At 72.0% G+C, this 13,976-nt stretch carries 15 protein-coding genes; 7 read left to right on the top strand and 8 right to left on the bottom strand.

Features of this window, described 5'->3' with window-relative positions; genetic code table 11:
* Positions 1 to 37: 37 nt before the first annotated feature.
* Together ABZ312_RS20680 and ABZ312_RS20675 are read right to left on the bottom strand one after the other, a co-directional pair.
* On the bottom strand, positions 38 to 292 hold the full coding sequence (locus ABZ312_RS20680) for a metallothionein (RefSeq protein ID WP_431963558.1): 255 nt from the start codon (positions 290 to 292) through the stop codon (positions 38 to 40).
* A gap of 80 nt (positions 293 to 372) precedes the next feature.
* Positions 373 to 1,359: a DEDDh family exonuclease gene (locus tag ABZ312_RS20675; RefSeq protein ID WP_500327360.1), complete on the bottom strand. Its 987-nt coding sequence runs from the start codon at positions 1,357 to 1,359 to the stop codon at positions 373 to 375.
* 269 nt (positions 1,360 to 1,628) lie between these two features.
* On the opposite strand from ABZ312_RS20675, the gene ABZ312_RS20670 reads away from it, so the two are divergent.
* From ABZ312_RS20670 to ABZ312_RS20660, 3 genes are read left to right on the top strand one after another with little or no spacing between them, the layout of a single operon-like run.
* A complete protein-coding gene (locus ABZ312_RS20670) occupies positions 1,629 to 2,477 on the top strand; it encodes a sterol desaturase family protein (protein WP_500327362.1) in 849 nt (282 codons plus the stop codon).
* Positions 2,474 to 3,157 carry a lysoplasmalogenase gene (locus ABZ312_RS20665; protein ID WP_500438421.1) on the top strand — a complete coding sequence of 228 codons (684 nt, stop codon included), beginning with the start codon at positions 2,474 to 2,476 and terminating at the stop codon, positions 3,155 to 3,157. The genes ABZ312_RS20670 and ABZ312_RS20665 overlap by 4 nt, the downstream gene beginning before the upstream one ends.
* Entirely contained in the window at positions 3,142 to 4,185 is a 1,044-nt protein-coding gene (locus ABZ312_RS20660) for a zinc-dependent alcohol dehydrogenase family protein (protein WP_500327364.1), read from the top strand. The genes ABZ312_RS20665 and ABZ312_RS20660 overlap by 16 nt, the downstream gene beginning before the upstream one ends.
* Positions 4,186 to 4,269: 84 nt before the next feature.
* Here the strand turns inward: ABZ312_RS20660 and ABZ312_RS20655 are convergent, their stop codons facing one another.
* Positions 4,270 to 5,802 carry a S8 family peptidase gene (locus tag ABZ312_RS20655; RefSeq protein WP_499511131.1) on the bottom strand — a complete coding sequence of 511 codons (1,533 nt, stop codon included), beginning with the start codon at positions 5,800 to 5,802 and terminating at the stop codon, positions 4,270 to 4,272.
* Between the two features lie 302 nt (positions 5,803 to 6,104).
* Between ABZ312_RS20655 and ABZ312_RS20650 the strand changes: the two genes are divergently transcribed.
* The 3 genes from ABZ312_RS20650 (at position 6,105) to moaA (ending at position 9,212) form a co-directional block, all read left to right on the top strand.
* Positions 6,105 to 6,494, top strand: coding sequence for a DUF485 domain-containing protein (locus ABZ312_RS20650; RefSeq protein ID WP_499511130.1), 390 nt, complete (start codon positions 6,105 to 6,107; stop codon positions 6,492 to 6,494).
* Entirely contained in the window at positions 6,491 to 8,128 is a 1,638-nt protein-coding gene (locus ABZ312_RS20645) for a monocarboxylic acid transporter (RefSeq protein ID WP_499511129.1), read from the top strand. Before ABZ312_RS20650 ends, ABZ312_RS20645 begins: the two co-directional genes overlap by 4 nt.
* 94 nt (positions 8,129 to 8,222) lie before the next feature.
* Entirely contained in the window at positions 8,223 to 9,212 is a 990-nt protein-coding gene (moaA, locus tag ABZ312_RS20640) for a GTP 3',8-cyclase MoaA (protein ID WP_500327366.1), read from the top strand.
* Here moaA and ABZ312_RS20635 read toward each other — a convergent pair.
* Both ABZ312_RS20635 and ABZ312_RS20630 read right to left on the bottom strand, forming a co-directional pair.
* Entirely contained in the window at positions 9,195 to 9,428 is a 234-nt protein-coding gene (locus tag ABZ312_RS20635) for a hypothetical protein (RefSeq protein ID WP_500327367.1), read from the bottom strand. The two genes, moaA and ABZ312_RS20635, sit on opposite strands and share 18 nt — an antisense overlap.
* Before the next feature lie 192 nt (positions 9,429 to 9,620).
* Complete coding sequence (locus tag ABZ312_RS20630) at positions 9,621 to 9,983, bottom strand: DUF3099 domain-containing protein (protein WP_500327368.1); 363 nt, start codon at positions 9,981 to 9,983, stop codon at positions 9,621 to 9,623.
* A 178-nt stretch (positions 9,984 to 10,161) separates the two neighbouring features.
* On the opposite strand from ABZ312_RS20630, the gene ABZ312_RS20625 reads away from it, so the two are divergent.
* Positions 10,162 to 10,443: a GlsB/YeaQ/YmgE family stress response membrane protein gene (locus tag ABZ312_RS20625; RefSeq protein ID WP_499511125.1), complete on the top strand. Its 282-nt coding sequence runs from the start codon at positions 10,162 to 10,164 to the stop codon at positions 10,441 to 10,443.
* 21 nt (positions 10,444 to 10,464) lie between these two features.
* Here ABZ312_RS20625 and ABZ312_RS20620 read toward each other — a convergent pair whose 3' ends face one another.
* Genes ABZ312_RS20620 through ABZ312_RS20610 form a run of 3 tightly spaced genes read right to left on the bottom strand, consistent with a single transcriptional unit; the run spans position 10,465 to position 13,948 of the window.
* A complete protein-coding gene (locus ABZ312_RS20620) occupies positions 10,465 to 11,016 on the bottom strand; it encodes an RNA 2'-phosphotransferase (protein WP_500327370.1) in 552 nt (183 codons plus the stop codon).
* A 20-nt stretch (positions 11,017 to 11,036) separates the two neighbouring features.
* Positions 11,037 to 12,428, bottom strand: coding sequence for a metallopeptidase TldD-related protein (locus ABZ312_RS20615; protein ID WP_500438419.1), 1,392 nt, complete (start codon positions 12,426 to 12,428; stop codon positions 11,037 to 11,039).
* Positions 12,425 to 13,948, bottom strand: coding sequence for a TldD/PmbA family protein (locus ABZ312_RS20610; RefSeq protein WP_500327374.1), 1,524 nt, complete (start codon positions 13,946 to 13,948; stop codon positions 12,425 to 12,427). Before ABZ312_RS20610 ends, ABZ312_RS20615 begins: the two co-directional genes overlap by 4 nt.
* Positions 13,949 to 13,976: the final 28 nt, after the last annotated feature.

The following is a 13,976-nucleotide window of genomic DNA, read 5'->3' as shown; positions in this document are numbered from 1 at the left end:
GGTGCCCGGGCGCGGCCACCGGGATCAGCCGCCGGGATCAGCCGCCGCCGGGCAGCGAGCCGACCCGGTCGACGATGCCGCTGCGGCCCTCCGCCTTGGAGCAGTGGCCGCCGCAGTACCAGTGGCCGTCGACCTCGACCCCGTGGCCGACGATCCGTACCCGGCAGTGCTCGCAGATGGGCGCCATCCGGTGGATCGCGCACTCGAAGCTGTCGAAGACGTGCACGGCCCCCTGGGCGTGCACTTCGAAGCTCATCACGTAGTCGTTTCCGCATACTTCGCATCGGGCCATGAGGCCCAGGGTGCGGGCCGGGCCCTGGCGCGGCAATCGGTGACCGGGTGCGTCGCGGGCGCACCACTCGAACGGAGGCGTCAGCCGTGCACGTCCGGCGCGGGGGCGACGTCCCGCAGCAACTCGGCGAAGCGGCGCTCGTCGACGACCGGGGTGCCGAGCTGCCGGGCCCGTACGGCCTTCGTGGTGAGCGAGTCGGGGTCGTTGGTCACCAGGAGGCTGGTCAGCCGGCTCACGGAGGACGACACGTGCAGACCCGCCTCGGTGGCGCGGTCCTCCAGCAGTTCGCGGTCGATGCCCGTGTCGCCCGAAAAGGCGACCCGCATCCCCTGGACCAGCGGTCCGCCGGACTCCAGCCGCCCCGGGTTGGGATAGGGGCAGGCCGGCCGCTTCCGCGAGGTCCGCCAGTTCATCGGCCGGTACGTGCTGCGGTAGCCCGCGGAGACCGACTGCCGGGGGACGGCCGTGTCGATCCACTCCGTCAGGGGACGGCAGGCGTGCAGCGGCAACTGCAGTCCGCCCGCCGCGGCCTGCCGCAGGCTGGGGCGGAACACCTCCGCCAGCACGCGCGCGTCGTCCAGGGCGTGGTGGGCGCGCTGCTGGACGACGCCGAAGTGCGCGGCCAGGGACTCCAGCTTGTGGTTGGCCAGCGGCAGCCCCAGCGCCTTGGAGAGCACGATGGTGCACAGCCGGTGCTCCACCGGCGCCACGGTGCCCGCCCGCGCGAACTCCCGGGCGAGCATGGACCAGTCGAAGACCGCGTTGTGGGCGACGAACACCCGGCCCGACAGCCGGTCCGCCAGCTCGGCGGCGACCTCGCCGAAGAGCGGGGCGTCGGCCAGCATGGCCGAGGTGAGGCCGTGGATCCACACCGGGCCCGGGTCACGCTGCGGGTTGACGGGGGTGTACCAGTGGTCCTCCACCTCGCCGCGCGCGTCCAGCCGGTAGACGGCCGCGGACACTATCCGGTCGTCGCGGCCGAGGCCGGTGGTCTCGACGTCCACGACGGCGTATCCGTCGGGGTAGGCCTCTGGCCACGACGGGTGCGGAAGCTGGGGCGCGTGCATGGAGGAACACAATACGGGCGGCCACCGACAGTGCCCGCCGTCACCCGTCCCTGGCGCACCGTCGGATCCCGCCGGGGACGGGTCGGCCGCGGCGGCGCGCGGGGCCCGCCGCGCGCGGCCTCCGTGGGTCAACCATCAATCGCGCGGACCCGGTTGGGCCGTCGCCCCTCCGAGGCGGCCGGCCCGGCGTGATCCCGCGGGTACTCCCGGGTAGAACCGATCGGTAACGACCTCTAGCCCGGGCCGCCGCACGCCCTTAAGGTGCGCGCATGCCGCAACTGCCCGATGCCGTGATGTGGTCCATACCCGCGTTCGTGCTGCTCACCGTCCTGGAGCTGATCAGCTACCGGATCCATCCGGACGAGGACGCCGCCGGCTACGCCGCCAAGGACACCGCGACGAGCCTGTCGATGGGACTCGGCAGCCTGTTCTTCGACTTCCTCTGGAAGATCCCGATCGTCGCGGTCTACACCGCTGTGTACGCGTTCACCCCGTTGCGGGTGCCCGTGGTGTGGTGGACGATCCCGCTGATGCTGCTCGCGCAGGACTTCCTCTACTACTGGCAGCACCGCGGCCACCACGTGGTGCGCATCCTGTGGGCGTCCCACGTGGTGCACCACTCCAGCCGGAAGTTCAACCTCTCCACCGCGCTGCGCCAGCCCTGGACCGGCATGACGTCGTGGGTGTTCTACCTGCCGATGATCGTCTGCGGGGTGCACCCGGCGGCACTGGCCTTCTGCTCCTCGCTCAACCTCGTCTACCAGTTCTGGATCCACACCGAGCGCGTCGACAAGCTCCCCCGCCCGGTGGAGTTCGTCCTCAACACGCCCTCGCACCACCGCGTGCACCACGCCTCGCAGGGCGGCTACCTGGACCGCAACTTCGGCGGCATCCTGATCGTCTGGGACCGGCTGTTCGGTTCCTTCGCGGCGGAGGTGCAGCGCCCGGTCTTCGGACTCACCAAGAACATCACCACGTTCAACCCGTTGCGCGTGGCCACCCACGAGTACGCCGCGATCGCCCGGGACGTGGCCGCCGCCCGCACCTGGCGGGACCGAGCGGGCCACGTCCTGCGCGGTCCCGGCTGGCGGCCGCGGGGCGAGGAGCCGGCGGCGTGACCCGGGAGCGCGCCGCCCGCGCGGCACTGGCCGTCTTCGCGGTGGTGGCCGCGGTCCACCTGACCGCCCAGCTCGCGGGGTCGGTGACGGCCGACCACCTCACCAAGCCCGTCCTGGTGCCGCTGCTCGCGGTCTGCGCGGCACTGCGGGGCGGCCCCCGGCTGCTGGTCGCCGCGCTGCTGTGCGGCTGGGCCGGGGACGTGCTGCTGCAGCTCGACGGGGACACGTCCTTCCTCGCCGGGATGGGCGCCTTCGCGGCCGGGCACGTCTGTTACCTCACACTTTTCGCCGCCCGCGGAGCGTTCTCCGACCGGCGGCGCGCCGCCGCGACGGCGGCCGGCTACACGGTCGTGTGGGTCGCCGCGCTCGTCGTGGTGTGGCCGGGCCTGCCCTCCGGGCTGCGGATCCCGGTCGCCGCGTACAGCCTGCTGCTGACGGCGATGGCGGCCGGTGCGGCCGCGCTCGGCCCGCGGGCGACGGCGGTGGGCGGGGCGCTGTTCCTGCTCTCCGACACCCTGCTCGCGACCAGGCTCGCCGACCTCGCGCAGCTCCCGGCGGCCGACTTCTGGATCATGCTCACCTATCTCGGGGCGCAGTCCCTGCTCGCCACCGGCCGGTACGGTGGTACGACCCCATTCGTACGACCAGCGAGGACGACCACCGTATGCGCGCCACCGTGATCCACGCCCCCCACGACATACGGGTGGAGGAGGTGCCGGACCCGGCGGTCCGGCAGCCCACCGACGCGGTGGTGCGCGTGGTGCTGGCCTGCATCTGCGGCAGCGACCTGTGGGCGTACCGCGGCGAGTCGGCCCGGCAGCCGGGACAGCGCATCGGGCACGAGTTCCTCGGCGTCGTGGAGGAGACCGGCTCCGAGGTGTCCGGGCTCACGCCGGGCGACCTGGTCGTCTCGCCCTTCGTGTGGTCCGACGGCACGTGCGCCTACTGCGCGGAGGGTCTGACGACCTCCTGCCCGGCCGGCGGCTTCTGGGGCCAGGTCGGCTCCGACGGCGGCCAGGGCGAGGCCGTGCGCGTGCCGTTCGCGGACGCCACCCTCGTACGGCTGCCCGCCGAGGCGCTCTCCGACGACCGCCTGCTGGCCGGTCTGCTCACCCTCTCCGACGTGCTGGGCACCGGCCACCACGCCGCCGTCGGCGCCGGTGTGCGGCCCGGCGCCACGGTCGCGGTCGTCGGGGACGGCGCGGTCGGCCTGTGCGGTGTGCTGGCCGCCCGGCGGCTCGGCGCGGAGCGGATCATCGCGCTCGGCCGGCACGAGGCCCGTACCGCGATCGCCCGCACCTTCGGCGCCACCGACGTCGTCGCCGAGCGCGGCGAGGCCGCCGTCGCGGCGGTCCGCGAACTGACCGGCGGCCACGGCGCCCACGCGGTCATCGAGGCCGTCGGCACCGAGCAGTCGATGCGCACCGCCGTCGCCATCACCCGCGACGGCGGCGCCGTCGGCTACGTCGGCGTCCCGCACGGCAGCGGCACCGGCCTCGACCTGAGCGACATGTTCGACCGCAACGTCTCCCTGCGCGGCGGCGTCGCCCCGGTCCGCACCTACATCCCCGAACTGCTCCCGGACGTCCTCGACGGCACCATCGACCCGTCCCCGGTCTTCGACCTCACCGTCGGCCTGGACGGCGTCCCCGGCGGCTACAAGGCGATGGACGGGCGCACCGCGCTGAAGGTCCTCGTCAAGGCCTGACCGCTGCCCGGGCGGCGGAACGCCCGGACAGCGGAACGCCCGGCGGGGATCCCGCCGGGCGTTCCTCGTCTCACGCGGGGCGCGTCACTTCGTGACGGCGTCCAGGGCGTCGACGACGCCGTGGCCGTAGAAGCTGGTCACGTGCCGGCCGGCGGTGCAGGTGGCGTCCTGCACGCCATTGCCGTCCGGGTCGTACAGACCCGTCGGGCAACCCGGGTCGTCGGCCTGGGCCTTGAGCATCCACTGCAGCTGCTCCGGGGAGGCGTGCGGGTGGCGGCTCTTGATGAGCGCGGCGACGGCGGCCACGTGCGGGCTGGCCATCGACGTGCCCTGCAGGTAGCCGTAGGTGTTGCCGGGCAGGGTGGACAGGATCCGCCCGTTGGCCGAGGGGGTGGCGGGGATCTGGTAGCGGTCGCCGCCGGGGCCCGCGACGTCGACGACGCCGAGACCGTAGCTGGAGTAGTACGACTTCAGCTTCTGCACACCGGTCGCGGAGACGGTGACGACGCCCGGCAGCTGGGTCGGGATGTCCCAGCAGACGTGCGGGTCGATGGTCCGGGTGACCGGGGTGGTGTCGTCGGGGCTCGTCGCGTCGACGATCGCGTCCGAGTCGAGGTCGTGGTTGGAGTTGCCCGCGGAGGCGACGTTCAGCACGCCCTTCTTGTGGGAGTACTGCGCGGCCCGGTTGACGGCGTCGACGATGGCCCGCTGGTCGGGGTCGCCGAAGCAGTTGTAGAGCCACGGGTCGATGTAGTAGCTGTTGTTGGTGATCTCGACGCCGTGGTCGGCGGCGAAGACGAAGGCGCAGACCACGCTCTCCGGGAAGAACAGCTGCGTGACGGGGTCGGCCACCTTGATGGAGGCGACCTTCACGCCCGGGGCCACACCGGCCACGCCGATCCCGTTGCGCGCCGCGGCGATCTCACCCGCGACGTGCGTGCCGTGGTAGGCGTCCGGGGTGTACGGGCGCCAGGCGCCGGGGCTGGTGTCGGCCTTGCCGCCCACGCAGTTGGCGGACTGCGAGGCGGAGAAGTTGGCGGTGAGGTCCGGGTGCGTGTCGTCGACGCCGGTGTCGATGACGGCGACGGTGACCTTGCGGCTGCCCGGGTTGATCCGGGCGGCCTTGTCGGCCCTGATGGCCGGCAGGTCCCACTGGTCCGGCTCCATCGGCTCCTGCGCGGCGGTGGCCGCGGACTTCGCCCGGGCGGCGTCGGCGGCCGTGATCTCCTGCACCGCGCCCAGCTCCGTCGTCGACGCCGTGGACAGCGCGGCCGTCCGGGTCGCCCCGGCGGTCTGCACACCGCGGACCTTGCGCATCTCGGAGGCGAACGCGGGGTTCGCCGAGTGGACGACGATCACGCCGATCCGGTCGTAGGTGGTGACGACGTCACCACCGCTGCGGGACACGGCCCGCTCCACGGACTTGATGGTTCCCCGGTCGGTCTTGGTGTTGACCACGTACGACAGCGTCGGGCCGTCGTACGCGGCACTGCCGCCGCCCGAGGCGGATCCGGCGGTGGCGGCCGAGGCGGCGTTCGGCAGGAAGGCGAGAGCACTCGCCACCGCGACACCGATCGGTATCGCGAAGGCGCGGCGCCGTCTTGGCAGTGGAGCCATGGGATCTCCAATCGTCCAAACGCCCGTCCTGGCGGCCGTGTTGCCCTTGGACGGGTACATGACGCTGGAAGCTATCGCCGCCGTCGGCGCGCTATCAATGGATTGGTAAAGAAAGCTCAAGTTCCGGTTGCCGAGGAACAACCAGTTTTCAACTACCGCCCCCTGTCGGCGGCCGTGGTCGCGCATCTACCATGCGCGGGTCCGATCTTTACGTGACGTAGCTCACGTCGGCGCCCCCGTGCGCCCACGCGGGTCGCGTCGCCTGTTCGTGCCCTCTCAAGCTCCGCCCCACAGGAGGCATCGTGGACCCCGCACGACCGTCGGCAAGCTCCGGTCCGCCGTCTGCCGACTCGTACGCCGAGGTGCAGGCGAGCGCGGAGTTCGCCCAACTGCGCCGCTCATACCGCTCGTTCGCGTTCCCGCTCACGGTCGCTTTCATCACCTGGTACCTGCTCTACGTCCTGCTGTCGAACTACGCCGGCGGCTTCATGGACACCAAGGTCGTGGGCCACATCAACGTGGCCCTCGTCTTCGGGCTCGCGCAGTTCGCCACCACCTTCGGGATCGCCGTGTGGTACTCCCGGCACGCGAACGCCAAGCTCGACGCCCGCGCGGACGCCATCAAGGCGAGCCTGGAAGGCCCTGGCCCCCAGGGCACCGACGACACCGAGAGCACGGAGGCCACCGCATGACCGCGCTGCACACCACGGGAGTCCAGGTGGTCGCGGTCGGCGCGAGCGAACACCGACCGCTCATCATCACCCTGTTCTCGGTCTTCGTCGTCGCGACGCTCGGCATCACCGTCTGGGCCGGCCGCCAGACCAAGGACGCCACCGACTTCTACGCCGGCGGCCGTTCTTTCAGCGGCTTCCAGAACGGCCTGGCGATCTCCGGCGACTACATGTCGGCCGCGTCCTTCCTGGGCATCGCGGGTTCGATCGCCCTCGTCGGCTACGACGGCTTCCTCTACTCGATCGGCTTCCTCGTCGCCTGGCTGGTGGCGCTGCTGCTGGTCGCCGAACCCCTGCGCAACTCCGGCCGGTTCACCATGGCCGACGCCCTCGCCTTCCGGCTGCGGCAACGTCCGGTGCGCACGGCCGCGGGCATCTCGACCATCGTTGTCAGCATCTTCTACCTGCTGGCCCAGATGGTCGGCGCGGGCGCCCTGGTGGCCCTGCTGCTCGGCATCACCGGTGAGGGGCCGCGCCGCCTGATCGTCATCCTCGTCGGCGTCGTCATGGTGCTGTACGTGACCATCGGCGGCATGAAGGGCACCACCTGGGTGCAGATGGTCAAGGCGGTGCTGCTGATCGGCGGGACCCTGCTGATCACGTTCCTGGTCTTCGCCAAGTTCCACTGGAACCTGTCGTCGCTGCTCGGCGCCGCCGCGGAGAAGAGCGGCAAGGGCGCGGCCTTCCTGGAGCCGGGCCTGAAGTACGGCGTCACGGCCACCTCGAAGATCGACTTCATCTCGCTGGGCCTGGCCCTCGTGCTCGGCACCGCGGGCCTGCCGCACATCCTGATCCGCTTCTACACCGTGCCCACCGCCCGGGCCGCCCGTACCTCGGTGAACTGGGCGATCGGCATCATCGGCTGCTTCTACCTGATGACGATCGCGCTGGGCTTCGGGGCCGCCGCCCTGCTCACCCCGGAGACGATCACCACCTCCAACGCGGCCGGCAACACCGCGGCCCCGCTGCTCGCCCAGGAGATCGGCGGCGGCGCGGACTCCACGGGCGGCGCGATCCTGCTCGCCGTGATCTCCGCGGTCGCCTTCGCCACGATCCTGGCCGTGGTCGCGGGCCTCACCCTCGCCTCCTCGTCGTCCTTCGCGCACGACCTGTACGCCAACGTCATCCGCAAGGGCACGGCGAGCGAGAAGGAGGAGGTCGCGGCGGCGAAGATCGCGGCGGTCGCCATCGGGGCCGTGGCGATCCTGCTCGGCATCTTCGCGGGCAAGCTCAACATCGCCTTCCTGGTCGCCCTGGCCTTCGCCGTCGCGGCGTCCGCGAACCTGCCGACGCTCCTGTACAGCCTGTTCTGGAAGCGCTTCAACACCACGGGGGCGCTGTGGAGCATCTACGGCGGTCTGATCACCTCCGTGGTCCTGGTGGTCTTCTCGCCCGTGGTCTCGGGCAAGGAGACCGCGATGTTCCCCGGCGTGGACTTCCACTGGTTCCCGCTGGAGAACCCCGGGATCGTCTCCATCCCCGTCGGTTTCCTGCTCGGTGTGGTGGGCACGCTCCTGTCCAAGCCGGAAGAGGACGCCGACCGCAAGTACGCGGAGCTGGAGGTCCGCTCCCTCACCGGAGCCGGAGCGCATTAAACAGACTGTTGAACGTCGGTGCCGTCCCGTAGGCTGCGAAGTAACGGGACGGCACTGCCGTCCCACCGACCGGACCCTTAAAGGGAGGCGCGCCGTGCTGATCGACACCTACGGCCGGATCGCGACCGACCTGAGGGTCTCGCTGACCGACCGGTGCAATCTGCGGTGCACCTACTGCATGCCCGAGGAGGGCCTGCAGTGGCTCGGCAAGCCCGAACTGCTCACCGACGACGAGATCGTCCGGCTGGTGCGGATCGCCGTCACCACGCTCGGCGTCAAGGACGTCCGCTTCACCGGCGGCGAGCCCCTGCTCCGCCCCGGTCTGGTCGGGATCGTCGAGCGCTGCGCGGAGCTGGAGCCCCGCCCCAAGCTCTCCCTGACCACCAACGGCATAGGCCTCGCCCGTACCGCGCAGGCGCTGAGGGGGGCCGGTCTGGACCGGGTGAACGTCTCCCTGGACACCCTGCGTCCCGACGTCTTCCAGACCCTCACCCGCCGCAAGCGGCACGATGACGTCGTCCGCGGCCTGGAGGCCGCCCACGCCGCGGGACTGACCCCGGTCAAGGTCAACACCGTGCTGATGCGCGGCATCAACGACGACGAGGCCCCCGAGCTGCTGGCCTGGGCCCTGGAGCGCGACTACGAGCTGCGCTTCATCGAGCAGATGCCGCTCGACGCCCAGCACGGCTGGCAGCGCAGCGACATGGTCACCGCCCAGGAGATCCTGGAGAGCCTGCGGACCCGGTTCACGCTGACCGCCGAGCCCGACGCGGCCCGCGGTCACGCCCCCGCCGAGCGCTGGCTGGTGGACGGCGGGCCCGCCCGGGTCGGTGTGATCGCCTCCGTCACCCGGCCCTTCTGCAGGGCCTGCGACCGCACCCGGCTCACGGCCGACGGTCAGGTGCGCAACTGCCTCTTCGCGCGCGAGGAGACCGACCTGCGCGCGGCGCTCCGCTCCGGTGGCTCCGACGAGGAGGTCGCCGAACTCTGGCGGACCGCGATGTGGGGCAAGAAGGCCGGCTCCGGCCTGGACGACCCCACGTTCCTGCAGCCCGAGCGGCCCATGTCAGCCATCGGCGGCTGAGTTCGACTCCCACTCCTCGAAGGGCACGACGTCCTTCAGGAAGCCGCGGACGCCCAGGAACGACGAGAGGTGCTCGCGGTGCTCCTCGCACGCCAGCCAGGTCTTGCGGCGCTCGGGCGTGTGGATCTTCGGGTTGTTCCAGGCGAGCACCCACACGGCGGGGGCGCGGCAACCCTTGGCGGAGCAGATCGGGGATTCGTCGTTCACGAACCCCATCCAAACATGGCGACGCCGGGCAGCCACGGGGGGAGCCGCCCGGCGTCGGTCCGTCGCTCCGACGGGGGATGCGGAGCGCGTACGCAGTATGTCACGCGGAAAGGCCCGCAGTGCAGTGGATCCCCATGATTGATCTGAGGTTTTCTTGAGCTTCGGAGCGGCCCCTGAGCAGGCCCGGAGCGGTGGAAAGGTTCAGACCTGACCGGAGGGGGAGCGTCCGTCCTCTTCCGGGGTCCGCTCCGCCGGCAGCAGCGGTTCGCCGGGGCCGAGCGCCGGCCGTACGGGCGGCGCGATCCGGGCCGACGGCAGTCCGGGGGCGTTCTCCCGGCCCGCGTTGGCGATGACGACCGCGATGTACGGCAGCACCAGGCCGAGGACCAGCGCGATCCAGGCCAGCGGCGTCGAGACGTGCCACAGGACGACCGCCAGGATGAAGGACAGGGTGCGGACCGACATCGAGATGATGTAGCGCCGCTGCCTTCCGCGGACGTCGTCGGTGAGCCCTGCCGCGGTCCCGGTGATCCGGAAGACCTCGGTACCGCTCCGCTTCCGCATCACGTTCCACCACCTGCTCGAAACGCCGGAAGCCACCCGGTTCCGGCACTGTCCACGGTACGCCGTGGGTTTGCCGCAGAGGAGACCGGGGAGGCCGTCTGCGTGTGACAGCGCCCGCCGTACGGCGTATGGCCGCCTTCGGCATGCGGCGTACCTGGGCCACGCCGAGACTGGCCGCATGAACTGGTTCTGGGCGATCATCGTCGGCATCGTGCTCGGGTTCCTGGCGAAGCTGCTCCTGCCGGGGAGGCAGGACATCCCCTGGTGGCTCACCATCATCTGCGGCATCCTCGGCGCCTTCCTGGGCAACGCGGTCGCCGGATGGATCGGCGTCCGGCACACCGGTGGCATCGACTGGATCCGTCACGTGCTCCAGATCCTCGGCGCGATCCTCGTCGTCGCCGTGATCACCCCGCTGTGGGCCTCGATCCGCGGCAGGCGGCGGCGGACGGCCACCTGACGGGGGCGCCCCGCTCAGGGCTCACGGGACGTGCGGCCGCAGATGCGTCGGGGGCACCAGGTCGGTGAGCCACACGCCGTTGGCGCTCACCCGGAACTCGTGGCCCGCGGCCGCCAGTCCGGCCGCGTCCACCGCCAGCACCACCGGACGGCCGTGCCGCGCACCGACGCGCACGGCCGTCTCCACGTCCGCGGACAGGTGGACGTCCTGCCGGGACATCGGCTTGAGCCCCTCGCGCAGCACGGTCGGCAGGGTGGTGCTGGCCGTGCCGTGGAAGAGGACGGCCGGCGGCTCCGCCGGCGACAGCCCGAGGTCGACCTCCACCGAGTGCCCCTGACTGGCCCGGATCCGCCGCCCGTCCTCCGAGAACGCGTACCGCTTCTTGTTGTTGGTGGCCACGACGTGGTCGAGGTCGGTGCGCGAGAAACGCCGGCCCGCCCGGCCGGACGCGGCGATCAGCTCGTCCACGTCCACCCAGCCGGACTCGTCCAGGGTGATCCCGATCGAGGCCGGGTCGTGCCGTAGCACCCGCGCCAGGAACTTCGAGACCTTGACCGTCTGCTTCTCGTCCATCGCCCCACCCATCGTCCTGGTCAGACCCCCTGGCTGACCGAGCTCATGTTGAAGTCCGGGACCCGCATGGCCGGGAACGCGGCCCGGGTGAACCAGTCGCTCCACTCGCGCGGCAGCGTCCGCTCGGTGCGGCCCACCTCGGTGGCCCGGCCCAGCAGGTCCACCGGCGACTCGTTGAACCGGAAGTTGTTGACCACTCCGGTCACCTCGCCGCCCTCCACCAGGTAGACCCCGTCCCGGGTCAGCCCGGTCAGCAGCAAGGTGGCCGGATCCACCTCGCGGATGTACCACAGGCAGGTCAGCAGCAGGCCGCGCTCGGTGTCCGCCACCATCTCCTCCAGCGACCGCTTGCCGCCGCCGTCCAGGATCAGGTTGCCCCCGGACGGCGTGAACGGCAGCCCGGTCAGACCGGCGCTGTGCCGCGTGGTGGACAGGCGGTTGAGCACGCCCTCGCGCACCCAGTCGGTCGCCTCGACGGGCAGCCCGTTGTCGAAGACCGACGCGGCGTCACCCGAGGCGTGCGCGATGACGAACGGCGCCGACTCCAGGCCCGGTTCGGCCGGGTCGCTGCGCAGCGTCAGCGGCAGTTCCGAGAGCTTCTCGCCGACCCGGGTGCCCCCGCCCGGCCGGCTGAAGACCGTACGGCCCTCCGCGGCGTCCCGGGCCGCCGCGCTCCACTGCTGGTAGATCACCAGGTCCGCCACGGCGGAGGGCGGCAGCAGCGTCTCGTACCGCCCGGCGGGCAGGTCGATCCGGCGCTCGGCCCAGGCCAGGCGCTGCGCCAGGTCGGCGTCGAGGGCTGCCGGGTCGACGTCGGTGAAGTCGCGGGTGCCGGCCCCGGCCCACGCCGAGCGCGACATGTCCTGCGACTTGGCGTTGAGCTCCAGGGTCCCGCTGGGCTGGTCGTGCCGGAGCCGCAGCCCCGAGGACGTGCCCAGGTAGGTGGAGGTGACGTAGTGGTAGGCGAACCCGTACAGCCGCCGGCCGCCGGCCCGGGCCGCGGCGAAGGACTCGCCGAGGGCGGGCGCGAAGGCGGCGAACACCTCGGAGGAGGTCTCGGCCGGCGGCTCGGTGAAGGAGGCGCTCGCCGGCACCCCCTCGACCAGCGGCTGGGCGTCCTCAGCGGGGCCGGCGGCGCGCGCGGCCGCCTCGGCCGCCCGCACCAGCGGCTCCAGTTCGTCCGCGGTGACCGCGGCGCGGGACACCACGCCCGAGGTGGTGCCCTGGGAGCCGTTCACCGTCGCGATCACCGTGAGGGTGCGGCCCCGCGTCACGCCGTTGGTGGTCAGCGCGTTGCCCGCCCAGCGCAGGTTGGCCGAGGACTCCTCGTCGGCGATGACGACGCAGCCGTCCGCCCGGGACAGTTCCAGGGCGCGCTCGACGATCTCGTGGGGCTTCGAAACGGAGCTCATCGACCGGCCTCCTGCGTGGTGTTGAGGATGTTGACGCCGCGGAAGAGCGCGGAGGGGCAGCCGTGCGAGACGGCGGCGACCTGACCCGGCTGGGCCTTGCCGCAGTTGAAGGCGCCGCCCAGGACGTAGGTCTGCGGCCCGCCGACGGCCTCCATGGAGCCCCAGAAGTCCGTGGTGGTGGCCTGGTAGGCGACGTCGCGCAGCTGCCCGGCCAGCCGGCCGTTCTCGATCCTGAAGAAGCGCTGGCCCGTGAACTGGAAGTTGTAGCGCTGCATGTCGATCGACCAGGAGCGGTCGCCCACGACGTAGATGCCGCGCTCGACGCCGCCGATCAGTTCCTGCGTCGACGGCCCGTCCGGCGCGGGCTGCAGCGACACGTTCGCCATCCGCTGCACCGGGACGTGGCCGGGGGAGTCCGCGTAGGCGCAGCCGTTGGAGCGCTCGAAGCCGGTGAGCCGGGCGATCCTGCGGTCGAGCTGGTAGCCGACCAGGACTCCGTCCTTGACCAGGTCCCAGGACTGCCCGGCCACGCCCTCGTCGTCGTAGCCGATGGTCGCCAGGCCGTGCTCGGCGGTGCGGTCACCGGTGACGTTCATGTGCGGGGAACCGTACTGCAGCGTGCCCAGCTGGTCGAAGGTCGCGAAGGAGGTGCCCGCGTAGGCGGCCTCGTAGCCCAGCGCACGGTCCAGCTCGGTGGCGTGGCCGATCGACTCGTGGATGGTCAGCCACAGGTTCGAGGGGTCGACCACGAGGTCGTACGAGCCCGCCTCCACCGAGGGCGCCGCCATCTTCTCGGCGAGCAGCCCGGGGATCTGCGCGAGCTCCGCGTCCCAGTCCCAGCCGGTGCCGGTCAGGTACTCCCAGCCGCGGCCGGCCGGCGGCGCCAGGGTGCGCATCGAGTCGAACTCCCCGGAACCCGGGTCCACCGCGACGGCGGTCAGCTCCGGGTGCACCCGCACCCGCTGCTGGGTCGTGGTCGTCCCCGCGGTGTCCGCGTAGAACTTGTTCTCGTGGACGGTCATCAGGGAGGCGTCGACGTGCGACACGCCGTCGGCGGCCAGCAGCCGCCCGCTCCACTCGGACAGCAGACCCGTCTTGTCGGCATCGGGCACCTCGAAGGGGTCGACCTCGTACGAGGAGACCCACACCCTGTCGGAGTGGACCGGCTCGGCCGCCAGCTCCACCCGCTCGTCGGAGCCCGCCGCGGCGATCACCTTGGCCGACAGCTTCGCCATCGCGACCGCCTGCCCGGCCACGCGCGCCGCGGCGTCCATCGTCAGGTCGACCCCGGAGGCGAAGCCCCACGCCCCGCCGTGCACCACGCGCACCGCATAGCCGACGTCCGTGGTGTCCGACGACCCGGACGCCCTGCCGTCGCGCAACCGCCACGAGGCGCTGCGCACCCGCTCGAGGCGGAAGTCCGCGTGCTCGGCACCCAGGGCGCGGGCGCGTGCCAGCGCCGCGTCCGCGAGCGCCCGCAGCGGCAGCGCCAGGAATGACTGATCGACCTCGTGGGGCACGACGGCCTCCCGTTCTGTCCAATCGTCA

It is taken from the genome of Streptomyces sp. NPDC006207 (assembly GCF_040613835.1).
GTDB lineage: Bacteria > Actinomycetota > Actinomycetes > Streptomycetales > Streptomycetaceae > Actinacidiphila.
Note: the sequence above shows the minus strand (reverse complement) of the source record. Positions and strands in the feature narration are given on the sequence as shown.

What these genes read in the sequence shown, in the direction of transcription:
- ABZ312_RS20680 (WP_431963558.1), bottom strand. Translation starts at nt 292, where the DNA reads ATGGCCCGATGCGAAGTATGCGGAAACGACTACGTGATGAGCTTCGAA.
- ABZ312_RS20675 (WP_500327360.1), bottom strand. Translation starts at nt 1,359, where the DNA reads ATGCACGCGCCCCAGCTTCCGCACCCGTCGTGGCCAGAGGCCTACCCC.
- ABZ312_RS20670 (WP_500327362.1), top strand. Translation starts at nt 1,629, where the DNA reads ATGCCGCAACTGCCCGATGCCGTGATGTGGTCCATACCCGCGTTCGTG.
- ABZ312_RS20660 (WP_500327364.1), top strand. Translation starts at nt 3,142, where the DNA reads ATGCGCGCCACCGTGATCCACGCCCCCCACGACATACGGGTGGAGGAG.
- ABZ312_RS20655 (WP_499511131.1), bottom strand. Translation starts at nt 5,802, where the DNA reads ATGGCTCCACTGCCAAGACGGCGCCGCGCCTTCGCGATACCGATCGGT.
- ABZ312_RS20645 (WP_499511129.1), top strand. Translation starts at nt 6,491, where the DNA reads ATGACCGCGCTGCACACCACGGGAGTCCAGGTGGTCGCGGTCGGCGCG.
- ABZ312_RS20635 (WP_500327367.1), bottom strand. Translation starts at nt 9,428, where the DNA reads ATGGGGTTCGTGAACGACGAATCCCCGATCTGCTCCGCCAAGGGTTGC.
- ABZ312_RS20630 (WP_500327368.1), bottom strand. Translation starts at nt 9,983, where the DNA reads ATGCGGAAGCGGAGCGGTACCGAGGTCTTCCGGATCACCGGGACCGCG.
- ABZ312_RS20625 (WP_499511125.1), top strand. Translation starts at nt 10,162, where the DNA reads ATGAACTGGTTCTGGGCGATCATCGTCGGCATCGTGCTCGGGTTCCTG.
- ABZ312_RS20620 (WP_500327370.1), bottom strand. Translation starts at nt 11,016, where the DNA reads ATGGACGAGAAGCAGACGGTCAAGGTCTCGAAGTTCCTGGCGCGGGTG.
- ABZ312_RS20615 (WP_500438419.1), bottom strand. Translation starts at nt 12,428, where the DNA reads ATGAGCTCCGTTTCGAAGCCCCACGAGATCGTCGAGCGCGCCCTGGAA.